General features: G+C 63.7%; 20 protein-coding genes. 12 read left to right on the forward strand and 8 right to left on the reverse strand.

All coding sequences use genetic code 11. The features are described from left to right. Positions 1-70: 70 nt before the first annotated feature. Entirely contained in the window at positions 71-2,158 is a 2,088-nt protein-coding gene (locus tag B6S01_RS18680; protein ID WP_051908624.1) for an acyl-CoA dehydrogenase family protein, read from the reverse strand. A 154-nt stretch (positions 2,159-2,312) separates the two neighbouring features. Between B6S01_RS18680 and B6S01_RS18685 the strand changes: the two genes are divergently transcribed. From B6S01_RS18685 to B6S01_RS18725, 9 genes are all read left to right on the forward strand, one after another. Beyond that, positions 2,313-3,128: an enoyl-CoA hydratase gene (locus tag B6S01_RS18685; RefSeq protein WP_037469391.1), complete on the forward strand. Its 816-nt coding sequence runs from the start codon at positions 2,313-2,315 to the stop codon at positions 3,126-3,128. Next, positions 3,125-3,916 (forward strand): enoyl-CoA hydratase-related protein, encoded by a 792-nt coding sequence (locus B6S01_RS18690; protein ID WP_037469394.1) that lies wholly within the window; start codon positions 3,125-3,127, stop codon positions 3,914-3,916. Before B6S01_RS18685 ends, B6S01_RS18690 begins: the two co-directional genes overlap by 4 nt. A gap of 148 nt (positions 3,917-4,064) precedes the next feature. Beyond that, entirely contained in the window at positions 4,065-5,954 is a 1,890-nt protein-coding gene (locus B6S01_RS18695; protein WP_037469397.1) for a flavin-containing monooxygenase, read from the forward strand. 10 nt (positions 5,955-5,964) lie between these two features. Next, on the forward strand, positions 5,965-6,882 hold the full coding sequence (locus tag B6S01_RS18700) for an IclR family transcriptional regulator (RefSeq protein ID WP_037469400.1): 918 nt from the start codon (positions 5,965-5,967) through the stop codon (positions 6,880-6,882). Continuing rightward, positions 6,870-7,961 (forward strand): Zn-dependent alcohol dehydrogenase, encoded by a 1,092-nt coding sequence (locus B6S01_RS18705; protein ID WP_037469403.1) that lies wholly within the window; start codon positions 6,870-6,872, stop codon positions 7,959-7,961. The genes B6S01_RS18700 and B6S01_RS18705 overlap by 13 nt, the downstream gene beginning before the upstream one ends. After that, positions 7,958-8,833 carry an alpha/beta hydrolase fold domain-containing protein gene (locus tag B6S01_RS18710; protein WP_051908626.1) on the forward strand — a complete coding sequence of 292 codons (876 nt, stop codon included), beginning with the start codon at positions 7,958-7,960 and terminating at the stop codon, positions 8,831-8,833. The genes B6S01_RS18705 and B6S01_RS18710 overlap by 4 nt, the downstream gene beginning before the upstream one ends. A 92-nt stretch (positions 8,834-8,925) precedes the next feature. Continuing rightward, a complete protein-coding gene (locus B6S01_RS18715; protein WP_037469406.1) occupies positions 8,926-10,116 on the forward strand; it encodes an amidohydrolase family protein in 1,191 nt (396 codons plus the stop codon). Positions 10,117-10,125: 9 nt separating this feature from the next. Beyond that, complete coding sequence (locus B6S01_RS18720) at positions 10,126-11,607, forward strand: class I adenylate-forming enzyme family protein (protein WP_037469410.1); 1,482 nt, start codon at positions 10,126-10,128, stop codon at positions 11,605-11,607. A 41-nt stretch (positions 11,608-11,648) separates the two neighbouring features. Continuing rightward, the gene (locus tag B6S01_RS18725; RefSeq protein WP_051908628.1) at positions 11,649-12,455 is read left to right on the forward strand and encodes an SDR family NAD(P)-dependent oxidoreductase; all 807 of its coding nucleotides are present in this window, start codon (positions 11,649-11,651) and stop codon (positions 12,453-12,455) included. Between the two features lie 25 nt (positions 12,456-12,480). On the opposite strand, the gene B6S01_RS18730 is transcribed toward B6S01_RS18725, so the two are convergent. Next, entirely contained in the window at positions 12,481-13,407 is a 927-nt protein-coding gene (locus B6S01_RS18730) for an alpha/beta fold hydrolase (RefSeq protein WP_081570553.1), read from the reverse strand. Positions 13,408-13,645: 238 nt separating this feature from the next. Here B6S01_RS18730 and B6S01_RS18735 point away from each other — a divergent pair, with 238 nt between their 5' ends. After that, positions 13,646-14,437, forward strand: coding sequence for a helix-turn-helix domain-containing protein (locus B6S01_RS18735; protein ID WP_197689951.1), 792 nt, complete (start codon positions 13,646-13,648; stop codon positions 14,435-14,437). Between the two features lie 11 nt (positions 14,438-14,448). On the opposite strand, the gene B6S01_RS18740 is transcribed toward B6S01_RS18735, so the two are convergent. Then, positions 14,449-14,769, reverse strand: a complete 321-nt coding sequence (locus B6S01_RS18740) for an isochorismatase family protein (protein ID WP_051908634.1) — start codon at positions 14,767-14,769, stop codon at positions 14,449-14,451. A gap of 34 nt (positions 14,770-14,803) precedes the next feature. Between B6S01_RS18740 and B6S01_RS18745 the strand changes: the two genes are divergently transcribed. Together B6S01_RS18745 and B6S01_RS18750 are read left to right on the forward strand one after the other, a co-directional pair. Further along, positions 14,804-15,034, forward strand: coding sequence for a hypothetical protein (locus B6S01_RS18745; RefSeq protein WP_081570555.1), 231 nt, complete (start codon positions 14,804-14,806; stop codon positions 15,032-15,034). A gap of 53 nt (positions 15,035-15,087) precedes the next feature. Further along, positions 15,088-16,755: a flavin-containing monooxygenase gene (locus B6S01_RS18750; RefSeq protein ID WP_081570556.1), complete on the forward strand. Its 1,668-nt coding sequence runs from the start codon at positions 15,088-15,090 to the stop codon at positions 16,753-16,755. A 43-nt stretch (positions 16,756-16,798) separates the two neighbouring features. Here B6S01_RS18750 and B6S01_RS18755 read toward each other — a convergent pair whose 3' ends face one another. From B6S01_RS18755 to B6S01_RS18775, 5 genes are all read right to left on the reverse strand, one after another. Beyond that, positions 16,799-17,593 (reverse strand): hypothetical protein, encoded by a 795-nt coding sequence (locus B6S01_RS18755; RefSeq protein ID WP_037469413.1) that lies wholly within the window; start codon positions 17,591-17,593, stop codon positions 16,799-16,801. Between the two features lie 37 nt (positions 17,594-17,630). Further along, positions 17,631-18,536, reverse strand: coding sequence for an NAD-dependent epimerase/dehydratase family protein (locus tag B6S01_RS18760; RefSeq protein WP_037469415.1), 906 nt, complete (start codon positions 18,534-18,536; stop codon positions 17,631-17,633). Between the two features lie 94 nt (positions 18,537-18,630). Further along, entirely contained in the window at positions 18,631-19,371 is a 741-nt protein-coding gene (locus tag B6S01_RS18765) for an SDR family NAD(P)-dependent oxidoreductase (protein ID WP_037469560.1), read from the reverse strand. A gap of 2 nt (positions 19,372-19,373) precedes the next feature. Further along, on the reverse strand, positions 19,374-20,435 hold the full coding sequence (locus B6S01_RS18770; protein WP_051908639.1) for a hypothetical protein: 1,062 nt from the start codon (positions 20,433-20,435) through the stop codon (positions 19,374-19,376). A 103-nt stretch (positions 20,436-20,538) separates the two neighbouring features. Then, entirely contained in the window at positions 20,539-21,585 is a 1,047-nt protein-coding gene (locus B6S01_RS18775) for a hypothetical protein (protein ID WP_037469419.1), read from the reverse strand. Between the last annotated feature and the right edge of the window lie 38 nt (positions 21,586-21,623).

Below are 21,623 nucleotides of genomic sequence, written 5' to 3' on the forward strand. Positions count from 1 at the left end.
GCAGGATCGGCTGTTGGTCCTCAGGATCAATGCGTGCGAGCAACTTTCCGCGCATATGGAAGCGCGCCGGTCAGGCCCGTGGCAATCCCAGATGATGCTGCGCGATGATGCCACGATGCACTTCGCTGGTGCCGCCGTAGATGGTCTGGCCTATCGACTGGCGATAGGATTCCTCGATTGTGGCGAGCGAAGGGCTGGCATGATGGAGCGTCGCCGGGGCGGCGAGCGCGACAAGATCGCTCGCGTCCGCCATGTAGATTTCGGTTGTGAACATCTTGGCCATGGGACCGATGGCACGGGTCATACGTCCCGCTTCGATCGCCCATGTGACGCGGCGGCACATCAGGTCTGCAATTTCCAGATGGGTCCGCACGCGGGCCAGCCGCGCGCGGACCGTCGCCTTGTCGATCGGGCGCACGCCTGTCCCATCGGGGGCGCTGGCCCAGTCGATCGCGGCGCGCATCAGGCTGTGATGATAGACATGATAGCCTTCGCCGCCATGTTCGATCTCCATGGCGGCCGCCATGACCTTGAGACCGCCATCGACCTCTCCCAACCGGTAGCGGTCGGGCACGCGCACATCGTCGTAGAAGGTGATGTTGGTCCGTTCGTTCTGCAACGTATCGACCGGCTGGATGGTGATGCCGGGCACGTTCAGGGGGAAGAAGAAGATCGTGATGCCCTTGTGCTTGGGCGCGTCCGGATCGGTGCGCGCCAGCATCAATATATAGTCGGAGATATGCGCGCCGGTCGTGAACATCTTCTGCCCGGTGATGATCCAGTCATCGCCATCGCGGACCGCGCGCGTGCGGGCGGCATACATGTCCGATCCCGATCCCGGCTCGGTAAAGCCAAGGCAGGCGAGTGCCGATCCATCGGCAAGGCGCGGCAGCACTTCCGCCTTCAGATCGGGCGATCCGAACTGCATCGTCATGCGCGCGCCCATGTTGGTGCAGCCGATCGGGATGCGGGAAATGCCGAATTCCTCGAATATGCGGCCTAGCGCCGTGACTTCCATGGGCCTGCGGTCCTGCCCGCCCCATTCGCCCGGCCAGTCCGGATAAGCCAGACCGGCGGCGGCGAGCTTGCGATGAAGCTCCGGGATATGGCCATCGGTGGATGCCTTGGCCTTCGCGCGCAGTTCCGGCGTCACCACCGTTTCCAGGAAGCTGCGGACTTCGGCGGCGAACGCCTCTTCACCGGGGGTAAACCCCATTTCCACGCCGGGATCGCCCGCATCGGGCAAGGCGGCCTGCGCGCCCGCCCACAGCCGGTCGCCGGCCAGCACCAGATCATCCTCCGGGTCGCCGCTGGCGAGCGCCATCCGGTCGATCGCCAGCAAATAGAGATGGATGTCATATTCGTCCGACAGGCCATAGCCGCCAAAGGTGCGCAGCGCCCGCCGCACGGCGGTACGTGCCGTGGTTGCGGTCCACCAACTGCTCATGGCGGCCAACGCGCCCGCATCGGCGCGCCCCTGCGCTATGCCCCAGATGGCCCGCCACAACAGCAGTCGCCCGCCCTCCATCTCCGTAATCGAGTCGGCAAGCGGGAAGGCGACGCCCTGAAAAGCGCCGATCGGCTGGCCGAATTGCTGGCGATCTGTGGCATAGGCCGACGCCATCTCGATCGCGCGCGTGCCCGCGCCCACCAACCAGGCCGAACGCAGCAGGGCGCGTTCGGTCAGCGCGGCGTCGAAAAACGCCTTGGCCGCATTGCCGCTGGCGACAGCGCGGGGTTCGCCATCCGTGGTCAGGGCCAGCAACTTGTCAGCCCGCCACGCCAACTGGATGCATCCTTGCTGCGCATCAAAAGCGATGGGCGTGGTCAGCGCCTGTTCCAGCAGTGAAACCGCTACGTCATCTTCGAGCTTTCCCAGCAGGCTGCACGCGGCGATACCGTCGGCAATTGGCACGGGCGCTGCGCCCCGACCAGCGGCTTCGCAAATGAGCGCCGCCTCCATGAGGCCCATGCCAAGGCCTCCTCCATCCTCGGGCGAGCGCATTGTGACAAAGCCCATGTCCGCCGCCTCGCGCCACATCGACGCATCGGCGACGCTCTTCGATGTGCGGGCTGCCTGGATTACCTCGTCCCGGTCGAAAAAGCGGAGAGCTGCCTCCTGCATCATCAACTGCTGTTCGTTCAGTTCCAGGTTCATCGCAATTCCACCTTGTTCCCGCAGCCCTGCTTGGCCATCCTGCTGGCAGCGATGTCAATTTGGCGGCGCAGCGCTTCCGACCATGCGGAAGGGTGCGGGTAACAGATGTCCGCCGTGCCGTTCCCGCGCAACCAGCGCCCAGGAGATTTAGCAGATGGCAGACTATATCCGCTATGCGGTTGAGGAACGGGTCGCGACGATCACATTGGATCGCGCCGACCGGGCGAACGCGCAGAACGAACCCTTTTTGCAGCAATTGAATGCCGCGTGGGAAAAGGCGGCGGAGGATGAGTCCGTTCGCGTCATTTTGTTGCGGGCGGAGGGCAAGCATTTTTCCGCCGGCCACGATGTCAGTCCCGAGGCCATTCGCGACGGATCGTTCAATCGTATCAGGGAGACGATACCGGAACGCGGCCTGCTGGGCATCCATGAATGGGAAGCCAAACATTATCTCGGCTATTCCAGGCGCTGGCGCGACATTCCCAAGCCTTCCATTGCGGCGGTGCAGGGGGCGTGCATCGCGGGCGGGTTGCTGCTCGCCTGGCCTTGCGACCTCATCATCGCGGCGGACGATGCGCGCTTTTCCGACCCGGTCGTCTTGATGGGGATTGGCGGCGTCGAATATCATGGCCACACATGGGAACTGGGCGCGCGCAAGGCGAAGGAGATGCTGTTCACGGCACGGCCCATCGACGCGCATGAAGCGGAGCGGCGGGGCATGGTGAACCGCGTGGTGCCGCGCGCCGACCTGGACGCAGAGGCTCTGGCGCTCGCGCACGAGATTGCGCAGATGCATCCGCATGCGCTGGCGATGGCGAAGCGCGCGGTCAACCAGACGCTCGACATCATGGGCCAGAGCGCTGCGCTGCAAAGCTGTTTCGACATTCACCAGCTAGGCCACGCGTCCGCCTATGGCCAGACCGGCGAGTTTATCGTCGCGGGCATGGACAAGGTGAAATCCCACACATGAGCATCCTGACGCAGGTTGAACAGGGCGTCGCGACGCTGACGCTGAACCGGCCCGACCGGCTGAACGCCGTGACCGAAGCGATGCTGGACGAAGTCGTCCTGACCCTGCGGGGCTGGTCGGTCGATCCGGCGGTGCGCTGCGTCGTGCTGGCCGGGGCGGGCAGGGGCTTTTGCGCGGGCTATGATCTGTCGGGCGATGAGAAGGCCGCGCGTGCGGAGCCGATGCGGGTGGATGAAGCGGCGGCGCGGATGAGCATTCATGCCGAAATACCGTTGCTGCTCCACCGCATGCCGAAGCCGACCATCGCCTGCATTCGCGGGCCTGCGGCAGGTAGCGGGCTGGTGATGGCGGCGGCATGCGACCTGCGCATCGCGTCGCGCACGGTGAAGTTCAAGCTGGCCTTCGCCAGCGCCGGACGATGCGGCGATCCAGGCGGCAGCTACCTGCTCACGCGCCTGCTTGGAGCGGCGCGCGCGAGAGAGATGTTCCTGCTCGATGAACCCATGACCGGGGATCAGGCGCTGGGCAGCGGGCTGATCAATCGGCTGGTTGACGATGACAGGCTGGAAGCTGAATGCGCAGCGCTGGCGGCCAAATTGGCAAACGGCCCCACCGCCGCCTTCGCCGCGATGAAGCGCAACCTCAACGCCGCAGCCGTCAGCGCGCTGGAAGAAAGCATGGCGCAGGAGGCGGCGTCCAATGCCCAGATCAGCCTGCTGTCGCATGACGCCAGCGAAGCGGCAAAAGCCTTCATGGAACGGCGGACGCCGCGATTCCTGGGATATTAGGACGAGTTCGCAAGGTCGCGTCCCGCTCGGTTGCCAAAGATTTCCGCCATATCGGAACGTGGCGGCTGGCCGCTTATCCAGAGCTATAAATTCGATATTGCAAAAATCGAAAGGGCGAGTGCCCGGTTGCGATATTGGGATGATCCGAATGGCCACGGCTGCAAAAGCGATTGATATTGACCTGATCCGGCGGGCAGTCGCGTTGGCGGACCTGAATGCGCTGCGGATCGCGCTCTATCAGAATAGCGGCGACGAAGAGGTTGGGGCCCTGCCACCGGCCGCGCGGATGACTGATGAGCAACGGGTGCTACTGATCGACCGCGCCGTCGATTGGCTGGCCGACAACGCCGGCGGTCCTGCGCTGCCGGAGCCGTCCGAGGCAGAGCTGCGCCGCCTCATGACCATGGCGTCGGGTGCGGAGATGACCGATGTCGAGTTTGAAGCGCGCCGCGACCTTCCTGCCTTCCGCCCCTTTCCGTGCGCGGTGGAATGGCAGGGCGATAAGCCCGATGTTCCAGAGGATTTCCGCGTCGTCATCATCGGCAGCGGCCCGGCGGGGATCGTCGCGGGCGTGCAGTGCGAGTTGCTGGGCCTGCCCTATATCCTGCTGGATCGCCAGCCGGAGGCGGGCGGCACCTGGACCATCAACCGCTATCCCGATGTGCGCGTGGACACGCCGTCCATCACCTATGAATATAGTTTCGAAAAGCTCTATCCCTGGTCCGAACATTTCAATCGGGGCGAGGACGTGCGCGCCTATCTTCAACATGTGTCGCGCAAATATGGGGTGATGGCCAACAGTCGCTTCAACCATGATGTGCAACGCGCCGTCTTCGATGCAGCGCGCAACATCTGGACGCTGGACGTGGAAACGCCTGCGGGGCGTGAGCAGATCAGCGCCAATGTCGTCATCACCGCCTGCGGCACCTTCGCCAATGCGCAGCTGCCGGACATAGAAGGCGTTCATGATTTTACCGGACAGATCATTCATCCATCCGCGTGGCCCGAAGGTCTGGACCTCACCGGCAAGCGGGTCGCAATCATCGGCAACGGATCGACCGGGGTCCAGTTGCTGAGCGCGGTTGCTGAAAAAGCGGGGCAGGTTACGGTCGTCCAGCGCACCCCCCAATGGATCAGTCCGCGCGAAAAATATGGCGCGCCGATCGAGCCGGAACTGGCCTGGCTTTATGAGAATATGCCGGGCTACTGGAACTGGGCGCGCTACACGGCGACCATGCCGCTGTTCGACATCGACCGGTTGCAGCGGGTGGATCGGGAATGGCAGGCGCAGGGCGGGAAGGTCAGCAAGGCCAATGACGATATGCGCGCTTTCCTCATCAACTATATCCGGCAGGAAACCGGGGGCCGCGAGGAGCTGATCGAAAAGCTGATCCCGGACTATGCGCCGATGTCGCGCCGCCCGGTGGTGGATAATGGATGGTATCGCGCGCTGACCCGCGACAATGTCGAACTGCTGACCGGTTCGGTGCGCAGGTTCACGCGGACGGGTTTCGTCATGGCGGATGGGACTGAGCGGGACTTCGACGTCGTCATCGCCGCGACTGGTTTCGATGTGCTCAAATATCTTTGGCCAGCCCGTTACCAGGGCCTTGATGGCCAGGACTTGCACGACACATGGGACGCAGGCGACGGTCCTCGCGCCTATCTGTCGATGATGGTGCCGCGATTCCCCAACCTGTTCATGCTGTACGGCCCCAATTCCCAACCGCTGACCGGCGGCACCGGCCTGCCGCAATGGTGGTTGATATGGGCAAGCTATGCCGCGCAGTGCATCATGCGCATGTTGCAGGAGGGCAAGGGCCGCGTCGATGTGAAACCCGAAGCGTTCGAACGCTATAACCGCGAACTGGATGCGGAGGCGCTGAACTGGCTGCAGATGACGCCGGAGGGCGGCATCGAAAAGAATTATTATGTGAACCGCGAACATCGCAGGCTTCAGGTGAACGCGCCCTGGCTCAGCCCCGATTATCACCGCATGTGTACGGTGGTGAATTGGGACGATCTGGTGTTGAGCTGAGGGCGCGGCGATGGCTCGTCCCGCACTGGCCGCATCGCGCGCCATCGACATATTGAACTTCATGGCGGCATCGCCCCTGCGCGGCTATTCGCTGACCGAACTGGTGCGGCATCTGGACCTGAACCCAGCGTCCTGCCACGCCCTGCTCGGCGCGATGACGCGCGATGGCTATCTGGTCCGCGCACAGCGGGGCCGGACCTACCGGCTTGGCCCGGCGCTGATCGCGATCGGCCATGCCGCGCTTCAGTGTCATCCGGTGGTAGCGGCTGCGCGCGACCAGATCGCCCGGATGTCGGCGGAACTGGACCTGGACAGCCTGCTGACCGCGCGGCTGGACGATCGCCTGATCGCTTTGGCGTCGGAGGGACCGGGGCGTATGCCGGGGCTGCGGATTGGACAGCGCGTGCCGCTCATTCCGCCGCTCGGCACGCCGTTCCTCGCCTGGGCCGACAAGCAGGAAGTCGACAATTGGCTTGGCAGGGCGGCAGGCTCGATAGAGCCTGATCGCCTGCGCCAGTCGCTCGCGATGGTGCGGCAGCGGGGCTATGCGGTCACGCGGCGCAGCCCGCAGCAGGGGGCAGCCAGCCTCGCCGTGCTGGGCATGGCCGAAGAACCGCTCGCCGATGACCGGCAACAGCGCGCCGCCGAACTGATCGGGCAGATGGGCGAGGATTATCTGATGATCGAGGCGCAGGCGGATCGCGTGCATCAGGTCGATCTGATTTCCGCCCCGATATTCGGCCCGGATGGCGCGGTGCTGTGTACCCTGTCGCTGTTCGGTTTCGATCGGCCCATGTCCCTTTCGCGGATCGCGGCGCTGGGCGAGGCGGTCGGACGTCATTGTCGCGCGGCGATGGAAAACGCGGCAGGGCCGGGCAAACCGACAGAAATGAATGATGGTGTGGGAGAGGCTGAATGCGTGCGCTGATCTACGAAGGGCCGGGCAAGATCCGCTTTGTCGAGGATGTCGAAGTGCGCGAACCGGGCGCAGGCGAAGTGCTGGTGCGCATCGCCGCCAGCGGGATCTGCCATTCCGACATTTCCGTCATCAACGGCACGATCGATTGGCCTGCTCCCGCCGTGCTGGGTCATGAGGGCGCAGGCGTCATCGAAAAGCTGGGACCCGGCGTCGCCGACCTAGCGGTCGGCGATCATGTCGCGCTGCATACGCTTGCCAATTGCGGGCGGTGCGGCCCGTGCGAAAGCGGCAAGCCCACCCATTGCCGCCAGTCCTACGGCAACCGCGCCCAGCCCTTTAGCCGCAATGGCCAGCCCGTTTCCAGCTTCGCCGCGACATCGACCTTCGTCGAAAGGACGGTGGTGAAATCGAACCAGGCGGTGAAGATCGACGCCACCGTGCCGCTCGACATCGCCTGCGTGGTTGGCTGTGGCGTGCTGACGGGGGTTGGATCGGTCGTCAATCGCGCACGGGTGCGGGCTGGCGAGACGGCGGCCGTTTTCGGCATTGGCGGCGTGGGCCTCAATGTATTGCAGGGTCTGCGCCTTGCCGGGGCAAGCCGGATCATCGCCATCGACCTGCTGGCTTCGCGCGAGGAGAAGGCGCGGCAATTTGGCGCAACTGACTTCATCGATGCGTCGCAGGGCGACACGCCGCAGCGGATCAAGGATTTGCTGTTGGGCGGCGGTCCCGATCATGGCGGCGGGGTCGATTGGGCGTTCGAGTGCGTGGGCAACACTCGCGTTCTGGGCGATGCGATGGCCAGCCTTGGCTGGGGCGGCAACTGCGTGATTGTCGGCACGACGGCGGCGGGCACGATGGCCGAAATATCGCTGTCCCCATTATCGTTCGTGGACCGCGGCGTCATGGGCGTGCGTTATGGCGCGTCACGGCCGCATAAGGACATCCCATCCTATATAGCGCAATATCGTCAGGGTAAGTTGTTGCTCGATGAACTGGTGACGCAGCGTTACGATCTGGCGGATTTCGAGCAGGCCTTTCACGATCTGGAGGCAGGGAAGCTCGCGCGCGGGGTGTTCGTGCTGTGACCGGGTCCGGTAGCTGGACCCTGCCGCCATTGCGCCAGGGCCATCCCGCCGATCAGGCGTTGCTGGAGCGGCGCGCCCGTGCAGGCGGGACGGGCGACGCGGCGGGCGCCGTGCCTGAGGCGGTCATTGGCGGCGTGCGGTGCCTGCTGATCGAGCCTGCGAGCGGCGCTGCCCATGGCGACATCCTCTATTTGCATGGCGGGGGATACCGGCTTGGGTCGCCGTGGGCCTATATCGACTATGCGCGGCTGATCGCTGACGCGGCGGAGCGGCGGATCATCCTGCCCTTCTACCCGCTGGCTCCCGAAAATCCCTTTCCGGCGGCATTGCACGCCATTGTCGCCGTCTATCGGGCGTTGCAGGACGGGCGGTCGGTCGTGATCGCCGGGGATTCCGCGGGCGGCGGGCTTGCGGCGGCGCTGTGCATTCTCGCCGCGCGTGCGGGTGAGCGGCCGGCGGGCGCCATCTTGGTGTCGCCCATGCTCGACCTGACGGCGAAGAGCGCGAGCCTGGAACGTAACGCCGCGCGCGACCCGCTGTTTTCAAAGGCGGCGGTACAGGATTGCGCGCAGCTTTATCTGCAGGGCCATTCGCCGGATGATCCGCTGGTGTCGGCGGTGAATGGCGACCCGGCTGATTTCCCGCCGATGTTGCTGCTGACCGGCGGCGCTGAAGTGTTGCTCGACGAAGCACTCGCCTTTGCCAGCAGGCTGGCGCTTGGCGACAGGCGCGTCAGCCTGCACGTTGCGCCGGGCATGGGCCATGTGTGGCCGCTGATGTCGCCCGGATCGGCCGAGGCAAGGGAAGCGGTCGCGGCGATGGCGTCCTTTGTCAAAGGCCTTGGAACAGCCGGTTCGCGACCTTCCACGTAGCCGGAAACCCGGTTCGCTCGTTTGACCCGTTGGCGGCGAGTGAAAGACAAGTGGACCAGCACGACATCATCTGTTGACCGAAAGAAATTCCGATGACCACGACCGACCTGCCCTTTCCCGTCTATGATGCCGACAATCATTTCTATGAGCCGGAGGATGCGCTGTTCCGCCACCTGCCCAAGAAATGGCACAAGGATTTCCGCTTCGTGGAGGTGGACGGGCGCAAACGGCTGGCGATCAAGGGGCAGATTTCCGACTATATCCCCAATCCCACTTTCGAGCGCGTGGCCGCGCCGGGCACGCACGTCAATTATTACAAGGCCAAGAATCCAGAAGGCCTGACGATGCGGCAGATGACGGGCAAGCCGATTGCACCGCCCGAATCCTGGCGCACGGGTAAGGAGCGCCTGGCGGTGCTGGACGGCCATAATGTGCATGCGGCGCTGATGTTTCCCACGCTGTTTTCCGTGATCGAAAAGTGGATGAGCTACGATCATGAATTCCTGCATGACGCGCTGCACGCGCTGAACCAGTGGACCAGCGAGGAATGGGGCTTTGCCCGTGAAAACCGCCTGTTCGGCGTGCCGGTGGTGTCGCTGGCCGACATGGACCGCGCAATCGCCGAGACCGACTGGCTGATCAAGGAAGGCGCGCGGACGATCTGCATTCGCCCGTCCCCGGTCCCCGGCTATCGCGGCGGGCGGTCGATGGGGCTGAAGGATTTCGATGCATTTTGGGCGCGGATCGAGGAGGCGAAGATCTTCGTGTCGATCCATGCGTCCAATTCCGACTATGACCGTCTGATCGAGATGTGGACGGGCGGCGCGGAATGGCTGCCGTTCGAGTCCGATCCTTTCGTCAACTGCCTGCGGATCATCGAGCGGGCGATTTCCGATACGATGGCGGCGATCATCTGCGGCGGGGTGTTCGACCGTTTCCCCGGCGTTCGGGTTGTGAGCGTCGAAAATGGCGCGAAGTGGGTCATCCCGCTGATCGAGCAGCTGAAGCATGTTTATGGGCAGATGCCGCAGAAATTCATGAATGATCCCGTTGATCAATTTCATCGGAATATTTTCGTGACCCCCTTTGTCGAGGACGATTTCGGGGAGCTGAAAGAGCATATGCAAGTCAATCGCATTCTGTTCGGCAGCGACTATCCGCATCCCGAGGGAACGGAACATCCGCTGGATTTCCTGCATGAACTGACCAGCTATTCCATGGCCGAGAAGGAGATGGTCATGTCGTCCAATCTCAAAGGGCTGTTGGAAGGCGCGCGGAATTAAGGACCAGCCGTGAGCCACGACGTCATCGATCAGCTTTGCGCCAACCTGCGCGACCACGGCAGCGACCCCGGTATCGAATTCGAGGGCCGCTGGGTCAGTTGGGGCGAGGTGGCGCGGTACGGCGAGGCCGTGGTGGCGCTGCTCGACGCGGCGGGGTGCCCGCCGTCCGCCAAGGTCGGGATCATCATCCGCAACCGGCTGGCGCATGCGGCGGCGGTGGTGGGACTGCTTGCCCATCGGCGGTCTATCAGTTTCGTCTATCCATTCCTGCCCGCGAGCGCGATCGGCGACAATATCGAGGATCTGGGCGCTGCCGCTATCCTTGCGGACCAGCAGGACTGGCCCAATTTCTGGGAAGCGGCGGGAAAGGCTGGCTGCGCGGGCATCGCTTTGGGCGGGATAGATGACGCGCCTTCGTTGATGGACGGCCTGGCAAAATGCCGCCGCACCCAGTTTGACGATGCGTTGCCCGACGGCGGCATCGAAGTGCTGTCGAGCGGCACGACCGGCACGCCCAAGCGTATTCCGATGCCGCTGAAACTGCTGGAGCGCGCGGTGATGAGCGCGCCGGGGGCCGAAGCGGGGCAGGCGCCGCCGGTGCAGATCAACATCTGGCCATTGGGCGGCGTCGGCGGCGTGTGCCTGCTGACCGGCGCTGCGGTCAACAATACGCCACTCGTCCTGATGGAACGGTTCAGCGTCGATGGACTGGTGGACGCGCTGCGCCGCCACCGGCCCGACACGCTGGGCCTCAATCCCACCGCGATCGCCATGATCATGGATGCCGATGTGTCGCCGCAGGACATGGAGAGCGTGAAAAGCGTTTCGGGCGGTTCAGCCTATCTGGACCCCGACCTGCAGGACCGGTTCGAGCAGCGTTATAAGCTGCCGATCCTGTGGGGCATGGGGGCGACCGAATTTTGCGGCACCATCGTCCGCTGGACACCCCAGATGCGGGCCGAGAAAGGCGACAGCAAGCGCGGCAGCACCGGCCTGCCGATGCCGGGCGTGGAAATTCGCGCGATCGACCCCGAGAGCGGGGCGGAAGTGCCGCGCGGCGCGGAAGGATTGCTGGAAGTGCATTGCCCGTCGGTCCGTCCCGACTGGGTCCGCACCACCGACCTGGTGATGATCGATGAGGACGGATATGTCTTTCACCGGGGACGGCATGACGGGGCGATCGTGCGCGGAGGCTTCAAGATACTGCCCGAACGCGTGGTCGATGTGCTGCGCCAGCATCCCGCCGTGGTCGATGCTTCGGTCGTCGGCATCCCCGACGCCCGGCTGGGCTCGGTGCCGGTGGCAGCGGTGGAGTTGAGCCAGAGCGCGGCGCAGGTCGATGAACAGGCGCTGCTGGCCCATCTGCGCGCCGAACTGCCGCCGACCCATGTGCCGGTTGAGATCCGCATCGTCGATGCCCTGCCGCGCACCCCGTCGCTGAAAGTCAGCCTGACCGAGGTCAAGCGGATGTTCATGGCCGATGCGGCCTGAGGCGCTGTTGCCGACGAGAACCGCAGAGAGGATGTGAAGGAATGACCGTGTCATTGTTGGGCCTGGAAAGGAAAAAGGCGCTGATCGTCGGCGGTGGCCGGGGCATGGGCGAGGCGAGCGCGCTGTTGCTGGCGCAGGCTGGATGCGACATCGCCGTGCTGGACAGCGTGCTTGACCGGGCCGAACAGGTCGCACGGGAGGTGAGGGCGATCGGCCGCGCAGGATACCCGATCGAGGCGGACATATTGGACGAAGCGTCAGTCCAGCGCGCGGTGGCGGATGCCGAAGCGGCGCTGGGCGGGCTGGACATATTGGTGACCATTGTCGGCCAGGCGCTGTTCAAGCCGCTGCTGGACGTCACGCTGGAGGAGTGGGATCATGACCAGTCCCGCAACCTGCGCTATTTCTTCGTCACCGGCCGCGCCGTCGCGCAATCCATGATCGGGCGGGGCGTGCCGGGATCGCTGATCTGCATCGGATCGGTCGATGGCGCGGTCGGTTCGCCCATGCACGCGCCCTATGGCGCGGCCAAGGCTGGCCTGATGCATCTGGTGAAATCAATGGCGGCGGAGTGGGGACGTAACGGCATCCGCGCCAATGCCGTAGCGCCGGGCAGCATCACGACGCCGCGCCTGCCGGAGACGCCTGCGTCGCGCGCGCTGATGGAAGCGAGCGTATTGCCAATCGGCAGGCCGGGCACCACCCGCGACGTGGCCGGGGCCGTGTTGTTCCTGGCGTCCGGGCTGTCGGAATATGTGACCGGCCATACGCTGTTCGTCGATGGCGGATGGATGGCGGCAAACCATTTCGATCCGCGCGTCATGGCGACCAAGACGAGCAACGAATAGGCGGCGGAGCGGTCAGCGGCAGTCATCAGCCCGAAAGGAAGGTTTCGATGGCTGCGCAACATGCGTCGAATGCATCATGATGCGGCCAGTGTCCGCTGTTTGCGAGCCGGACTTCCCGGACATCGGGGATTTGGCGAAGAAGGTCGGCGGGCGTCGGGGACGGCCAGCTTAGATCGCCATAGATCAACAGGGTGGGGCAGGAAATGCGCCGCCACAATGCCTGGGCTTCATCGGGCGTGATATCGGGAAAGGGCCATACGGCAAGATAGGGGTCATGTTTCCATTGCCAGCCACTATTGCCCACCTGCCTCAGGCCGTGCCGGGTCAGATGTTCCGCCTGACCGGGTGTAAGGAAGGCGTGGCGCGTGCGCATCCGTTCAATCGCGTCGGATACGACCGGGAAATCCCGGTGCGTCCCCTGCGATGCGACATGCCGTTCCTCCAGCCAGTCGCGGATGGCCTGCGCGATGGGCTGGCCCGACCGGCGTGCGAGGATCTCTGGCGGTGCGCCGACAGCCTCTATCGCGACGACCCGGCGCACCATGTCGGGATAAACCGCGCAAAAGCGCAGCGCGATGTGGGCGCCCAGGGAATGGCCGATCAACACCGCCTGGCGGTGCGGGCCAAGGCCAAGTTCGCGCGCCAGGACGGAAAGATCCGAGAGATAGGCGGCGAAGTCATAGCGGCCATCCTGCGACCATGCGCTGTCGCCATGGCCGCGAAGGTCGGGAGCGATGACATGATGCGCCGGATGAAGCGCAGTCGCCAGCGCATCCCAGCTCCGGCTGTGGTCGCGGCTGCCATGGATCAGGATGATGACCGGCGCGTTCTGATTCGGCCATTCGCTGTAGCTGAGCGGCATGCGGGCATTGAGGAAGCTGCGCCTGACCGGCGGGGCGATTGCGGATGAGCGGGCGGAGAGGGAAGCCGGAGAGCTGGATTTTACGCGCATTCCCGCTGTTAGGGGCAAGGCGGGAGGGCTGGCGACCCCAAAAGATGGCCTTTCCGCATTTCTGTAATCGGCCGGTCCCGTCGCATTCGCGGCGCTTGAATCGACTGGCCGGCTACAATATGGTAGGCGTTGCTATAAATCGACGGACGTTAAGAAACGGCGTCGAACGGTGAGGGATGGAGGAGGCGAAATGGGCTCTGGCTCGCAGGGAGAGGGTAGGTGTCGCGGCCGCGGAAGCGTGAAGTCTTGCGTGCGGACCGTGGAGGTGCTCGAATTCTTCATGAAGAAAGGCGCTCCGGCGCGCACGATCGAGATCAGCGAAGCGTTGGGTGTGCCCAATTCCAGTGCTGACGAGATATTGCGGACACTGGCGGCCGTCGGTTATCTCACCTACAATCAGGCCACCAAGCTTTACGCCCCATCATATAAGATCGTCGCCAATGCCTCGTCGATCGAGGACAGCTTTTTTGGCAGCGGTCGCGTGCATGAGGTCATGGAGGACATGCGCCGGGAAACCGGGGCAAGCGTCTTTGTGACGCAGCAGAATGACTGCTGGTCCGAAAATGTCGCAGAGGTCGCGGGCGGGTGGCAGGCAAGGCCGGACGCCGCCCCTGTCTATCCCGCCGAAATGGTCTGTTTTGAACGCAATAGCTGGCGTCCCGGCACCAACTTCGCTGCGGCGATGCTTGCGCAGCAGTCGAATGTGGACATCATCCAGCTCGCCACGCGGACGCAGAGGCTGGGCGTTGGCCCCAAAGGGCCGACACTGATGAAGCATCTGGTCGATCGGATTGCGCAAACCCGCATGCGCGGATTTTCATTATGTCGCCGCAAGGGATCGGCCGTCGTGGATTCGATCGCCATGCCGTTGCGGGTGCCGCATGCCGTCGCGTCCTACGCGATCGGCGTGGTGGGCGATCCGCTGTTCGAAAATGACAATGATGTGCGTCGGATGCTGTCCGCCATGCAGTCGGTCGTTTTCCGCTACAATGACAGCCTGCGCCGTAGTCAGACGATAAGCGTCCAGTAACGGCGGGGCTTTCAGGGCATGCCGACGATTTCGTCGGCGGCGAAGCAATCTTTGGCGGCGACGACCTGACAGGCCGGATCGGTGGCGGCCATGGCGCAACCGGCAACGGCGACATTCGTAGAAACCCCGGTGATGACGACGGTTTCGATGGTCATGCGGCGCAGCATCGCGTCGAGCGCCGTGCCGTGAAAGCCGATCAGCCCCGAACTGCGCGCGACCGGGAAATCCTGGGGCTGCGGCCTGAGTTTCTCGACGCTCTCCGCTGGCGCTCCGCGGATATGGAAATGCCCGGTTGCCCCTTGGTTCGATGGCCCCGGCGGATAGGGGTGCAAGGCATGGAGTTGCGACTTTCAAGGAGTGGTGTGAATGGCTGCCAAATATGCAGATGTGGTGGGGACTGCGCCCGCCGACCTGAGCGCGCGCAAGCTGCCGATGGACGACACGCCGGAATTGCGGCAGGCGCTGGTCGAGGGTGAGCCGCACACGCTGCTGATGACCTATGTGCATCTGAGCGGTGACGAGGCGATGCTGGACATATTCGCGCCGCACCTGAAATCGCCCTATGCCTATCCCCCGAGCAGATTCCGGCGGACCTGATCGAGGACCTGCGCGCCAGGCTGCTCCATGTCCTGACGACGCCCGGCGCGGCGATGGACGGCGACATTTCCGAAACGCTGATGCACCGGATGATGACCGTCGGCCTGGCTGAAGAAGTCGAGGACGAGTTCCTGCCGCTGCTGTACGACCAGATCGGTTTTCGCCCGGAATTGCCCCGGCGCGAGCGCAAGGATCGCAAGCCTGCGCCCGCTGGGTTCAAGGTGCTGGTGATCGGCGCGGGGATGACGGGCCTTGCCGCTGGCGTGAAGCTGGCCGAGGCAGGATATGACTGGGAAATCGTCGAGAAGAACGAGGAGGTCGGCGGCACCTGGTGGGAAAACCGCTATCCGGGCGTGGGCGTCGATACGCCCAGCCATTTCTATTCCTTCTCCTTCGCGCTCAATTCCGAATGGCATAATTACCATCCGCAGGGCACGGACATGTTCGCTTACCTCAAGCGGGTGGCGGACGATTACAGGCTGCGGCCAAACATCCGCTTCAACACGTTGGTCGAAAAGCTGGTGTGGGACGATGACGCCGCCCTGTGGAACGTCACCGTCCGCAGGAAGGACGGCAGCGAAGAGGTGATCCGCGCCAATGCGGTGATCAACGGCCACGGTCCCGTCAATCGGCTGAAATGGCCGAGCATAGCCGGGCTGGACAGCTTTGAGGGCGTGCGGCTGCATACCGCCACCTGGGACACGTCAATCGACCTTTCGGGCAAGCGTGTCGGCGTCATCGGCACGGGCGCGAGCGCGGCGCAGCTGATCCCCGCCATCGCCGGGGATGTGGGCGAACTGCATGTGTTCCAGCGCAGCCGCCATTGGGTGATGCCGAGCCCCGCGGGCGACGATGAAGTCACCGAAGGCGTCAAGTTCGCGATGCGGCACATCCCGCATTATCTGGAATGGTTCCGGTTCCGCATCTACTGGTACGCCGCCGACGGCCTGTATCCCAACGTGCTGCTGGACCCCGAATGGCCGGAGGATTCCCCGTCGGTGTCCGCCGTCAACGAAGCGATGCGGCAATTCGCGATCGGTCATATCGAAAAGACATTCGCCAACCGCCCGGACCTGAAGGAAAAGCTGACGCCCGACTTCCCGGTATTTTCCAAGCGCATCATCCTGGATCGCGGCCCCTATTTCCCGACCTATCTGGAACCGCATGTCCATCTGGAGCAGACGGGCATCGAGAAGGTGACGCCCAAGGGCCTGGTGCTGAAGGACGGTCGCGAGATCGAACTGGATGTGCTGGTCTGCGCCACCGGATTCGACGTCGCCAACATGATGGGCGATCTGGAAATCGTCGGTATCGGCGGCAAGCATCTGCGCAGCGAATGGGGGACCGAAGATCCCCGCGCCTATTTCGGGATGCTGGTGCCGGGCTTCCCCAATTATTTCCACACGGTCGGGCCGAATAGCGCGCCCAACCACGCGGCCGGGCAGAACCTGATTTCCGAATGCCAGGTCAATTACGCCATCGAATGCCTCGATTGGGTCAATGCCGAGGAGAAGAAGGCGTTGCAGCCCACCAAGCCCGCGTTCGACGCATGGCAGAAGAAGGTGGAGACGCAGATGGTCAAGATGATCTGGAGCCACCCGCGCGCCTACAGCTATTACAACAACAGCAAGAAGCGCAATTTCCTGTCATGGCCGTGGCGGCTCGTGGATTTCTGGAACGAGTGCCGGGGTCCGCGCAAGGGCGATTTCGAATTGCTCTGAAATGAAGGGGGCGGCCGTTCGCGCGACCGCCCCTTTCCCCGCCCTAGAGTTGATCTGTATACGCGTCGGTGCCGACTATCGTAGGAATGAAGGGCGAAGCGATGGCGATCCGGCCGATGCCGCTTTCCTCTATCGCCTTGCCCAACGGAACATAGGCGCTTTCCCAAACGGCTTTCGGATCCTCGATCGAAAAGCTGAGGAACACAGCGCGGTCATTGGTCTCGACGGGCACATCCTTCGGGCTGGTCGGATCGAGCGGCAGGGGCGAACCGCTGAGCGCCACGTCGCCCGGCAGGTCGCGGGCGCGCAGGAAGGCCGACAGATCGGCCGCGCTCTTCCCCGGATTGAGATCGACGACAAAGGCGACGACGCCGCCATAGGCGCGGTCGAGCGCCAGCTCGATCGGCATCGTGCTGCCCGGCGCATTATATTCGGCGTCGAAATTGTAGAAGCTGGTGTGGATGTGGTCGCGTTCCTTGAACATCCGGCCCGTCGCATGAAGGTCGTTGACCTGCTTGACCGCCCACGCGTCCCAGTCCTGATGATGGCCGTCGAGGATCCAGTAGAGGGCGAGATAGGAGCCTTTTGCCAGATCCATGTCGCCCGATCCAAAGCGTTTCGCCTTTTCCGCGCGGGTTGCGACATAGCGCCCGCCCGACACGGTGTAGGCGCCGATCATGCAGCCGCTGTAGAAATGATCGCGCTCATACCAGCGGTTATAGGCTGCCTCATATCCCGGGCGCGGCTCGACCATTGTGAAGAGCAGCGATCCAAGGCGGATCGGACGGTCGGCGCGTGCTATGTCGGCTTTGCTGAACAGGGTTTCGCTCGTCTGCATGAACGTCTCCTTTTGGAAGGGCGTGGTGAAAGGCGCGCTACCGGCCCGCCAGGGCGCGGTAGGCAGGGTGACCGATATCGGCGAGAATGTCGGAATGGCGTGGCATCCAACCCAGGTCGCGCCGCGTGCGGGGACTGCGCGAGCGGCTGCATGTCGCCATGCCGACCAGCGTCTCGAACTTGCCCCAGCGACGCACGCCCTCGGCGAAATCGACGCTGCGGGCGGACAGGCCGAGGTCGCGGGCGACCGCTTCGGCCAGGGTGCGGTTGTTCAATTCCCCCGCCACGGCATGGTAGAGCGCGCCAGCCGCGCCCTTTTCCAAGGCGAGCCGATAGACCTCCGCCAGATCATCGACATGGACGTTGGAATAGAGGTTCAGCCCCGCGCCCAGATAGCCGACATCCCCGTTGCGCCCGCCGTCGGCATAGAAAAGGCGCAGATGGCCGCAGCCGCCATGGCCCCAGATCATCGGCGGCCTGACCACCATTGCGTGGACGCTGCCCGAAGAGCCGGTCTGGCGGACCAGCGTTTCGGTGACCAGGCGATAGCCAATATATCTGGACGGGGTGAAGGGATCATCTTCGGCAAAGCTGTCCTCGCTCCATGCCCCATCGGTGCGTTGGGACAGCAGGCCGGTGCCGCTGGTGAAGAGGAAACGGTGATCGCGGCCATCCACGCCTTTCAGAAGCGCGGCGACGGCGTCGCCTTCGTCATGCAGCATCAACTGCGCGGCATAGATGGTGGCGTCATGTTCGCGCATCATGTCGAGGACGGCGTCGACTTCCGTAAGGTCGCCGCGCAGGGCGGTCACGCCCGATGCCGCCACGGCTGCATCGCAATCGCCGCTGCGGCTGAGGCCGCTGACCTGATGGCCCGACGCCGCCAGATGGCGGGCAATGTGCGATCCGAGATAGCCGGTCGCGCCAATGACGAGAATCCGCATCCATTTCCTTCCTGCTGCGGACAAGCAGCAGGATGGGCATTGCGGTCAATCGGCTGGACGGTTCCTTCCACAGGCCCGGAACATCGCAACTCGCCTACAGGCTGGTGACCATATGGCCGCCGTCCACGACCAGTTCGGCGCCGGTGATATAGGCGCCAAGGTCGGATGCCAGCAGCAGCAATGCGCCGTCCAGATCCTCTGGCTGGCCAAGGCGGCGCTGGGGAATGCGGTTGATCATCGCCTTGCCGGCTTCCATGTCCCAGAAAGCGGCATTGAGGGGCGTAGAAATATAGCCGGGGCACAGGGCGTTGACGCGAATGCCGTGCCGCGCCCATTCCAGCGCCATGACCTTGGTCATCTGCGCCACCGCCGCCTTGGAAATGGCATAGGGTCCGACCTGAGACCCCTGCCGCAGTCCCAGGATCGATGCGATGTTGATGATGCTGCCGCCGCGACCCGCCGCCACCATTGCCAATGCCGCGCCGCGCGCCATCAGATAGGCGCCCCGTGCATTGGTGTCGATGATGCGGTCCCATTCCGCCGCATCCTGATCCAGCAGCGGCCCGCCGCCTGCGACGCCCGCATTGTTGACCAGAATATCCACAGCGCCGATTTCCGCCCACAGCCGGTCGATGGCCGATGCGTCCTGCACGTCCAGCGCGATGGTGCGCGCGTCTGGCAAGTCGGCCGCGAGTGCATCGAGCAAATCGCCGCGCCGCGCGGTCAGGATCAGGCGAACCCCCTGCGCCGCGAGCATCTGCGCAAAATGTTCGCCCAGCCCGCTGCTGGCGCCGGTGATCAGCGCCGTCCGTCCTTCAATGCCGAACGTGGGAATAGTCACGCGGCCAATGGCTGGCGCTGATCGAGCGGCGCCTGCTCTGGATAGCTGGACGGGCTGATCGCATAGGCGGCGGTCAGCGTGGCGATGAAGGCGGGGTCCGACAGCGGATCGGTGGGCACGGTGAAGGATATGCCCTTCGCTTTCAGGTCGGCCATCAGCATGTCGAAGGCGCGGTCGCGTGTCAGGTCGTCCGTATGGTCGTAATAGCGTTTCAGGTCCGCCATGTCGGTGAACACATGCGCGCTATAATGAAACAGGACGCGCATGTCGCTTGGCGCGTAGCGGGCGATGACCCGGTCGCCGTCGACGATCCGCCAGCCATCCTCGCCATCTGCCTCCAGCACCGATTGCAATGTCATCCCTTCGGGCGTGTCGCGCCGGTCGCGGGGACCGCAGGCCTCGCCACGGTGAAACATATGCTGGTTGTCAGTGACGAGACCACTGTTCCAGAAGGGCGCGGGCAAGCGTTGAGGCGCGCGGTCGGGACCATCGGGCCAATAGGTGAAGCCGCCATCTATGTCCGATGGGTAATAATAGGAAATGACTTGCCCGGCCTTCACTTCCCAAGCGTCGAAAAGGCCCGATTTCGCCATGACCGCGCCGAGCCAGGCGGGCATGTTGGTCGGGTCCAGGCCGCGCCAGCTGCGGCCGTCGATATGGCCGGGATCAAAGCCATGCGAAGGGCCCTGCATGTTGAATTGAAACAGATAGGGTGCGCCATAACGCGCGCCGTGCATCCCCTTTACAAGGTCCAGCAATTTCCGGCTGTAGAATATCTCATGCGCTTCTTCTTCGTACGGCAGGCCGTTATTGCCGAACAAGCCGCGAAATGCGGGCGTCAGCATGTCCGACAGGGACCGGGGAGGCGCGCTGTCGCCCGGCGGGCTGGAGATCGCCAGCAATTCTTCGACCGATTTGAAGTAGATCGCCGCGATCAGCCGCCATGGCCCTTTGGTGCGCAGGATGTGGAACAGCCGGGCATTTTCATCGTCGGTGAAGATGTCCTGGATTGGCCGGGGCGGCGCCACCGGGGTCATGGGTCGGCGTTGGCCGGTCATGTCTCTGATCCTCTCGCCTGTATGTCTTGGGCACCGCGATTGCCGGGTTGCCGTGTCCATGCCGGCCGCGCGAACGCACGGCCGGCATATCATCATGCTTTCATCAGGCGGCCAGCATCTCTTCGGGTTCCGGCGGGAAGATGGAAGGCTTGCCCGGATCATAGGTCTGGACGAGCAGCCTGATGAACTGCTCATCCGTCAGCGGATCGGTAGGCACTTCAAAGGTCAGGCCACGCGCCCGCAGGTCCGCGATTATCATGTCGAACACCTGATCATGGCCGATATCGTCGGTATGATCGAGCGACCGCTTGAGTTCGGAATAATCCATGAAAATGTCCGCGCCCCAGTGGATCAGGAAGCGAAATTCCTCTTCGGGGATTTTCTGGATGACCTGGCCATCGGTGGTGATCTGCCAGCCGCTTGGATCGTCGGGATCTGCGCTCATCATCGAATTGATCGCAAGACCCTGGGGCTGGCGTAATGCCGAAGGACCGTTCGCCTGGGCCGTGTGGTACATCATTTCATTTTCGACCACGACCGCGCGGCTCCACATCGGCGCCTTGATCTGCGCGGGCTGGCCCTGCGGACCATCCGGCCAATAGTTGAAGCCGCCGCCGATCTGGCCCTTGTAATACCAGGTGATGACCTGCGCCTTTTTCGACCGCCAATGTTCGAACAGGCCGGACTTCACCATGATGTTCATCAGCCACACGGGCGAGGTCTGCATCGAAATGCCGCGGAAACGGGTGGCGTCGACATGCGGCGTGTCGCTGCCCCGGCACGGGCCCTGAATGTTGAAGAGCATATTGTCCGGGCGGGCATAATCGGCTTTCCAATAGCCGCGCACGAGGTCAAGGAATTTGGTGTTGAAGAAGCAATCCTCGATCTCAGGATGCTGGACAGTCGATCCTTGCGCGAAATAGCCGCGGAAAACGGGGGAAAGGAACATGTCCCAGGTCGGCTTGAACCCTTCGGGCAGGCTGCCTGACGTCGTCGCGACGACCTCTTCGGGCGACTTGAAATGCTGGGCCAGGATCAGCGACCAAGGCCCCTTTTCGCGCACCACGTTCAACATCCGGCGGTGCTGGTCCTCGGAATAGGCGCCCTCGATAATCTGCGGAGGAGCGACGGGGCGGAATTTGGTGGTCATGCAATTCTCTCCTCGTTCGTATGAGCGGTTCAGATCGC

This window comes from Sphingobium herbicidovorans (genome assembly GCF_002080435.1).
GTDB lineage: Bacteria > Pseudomonadota > Alphaproteobacteria > Sphingomonadales > Sphingomonadaceae > Sphingobium > Sphingobium herbicidovorans.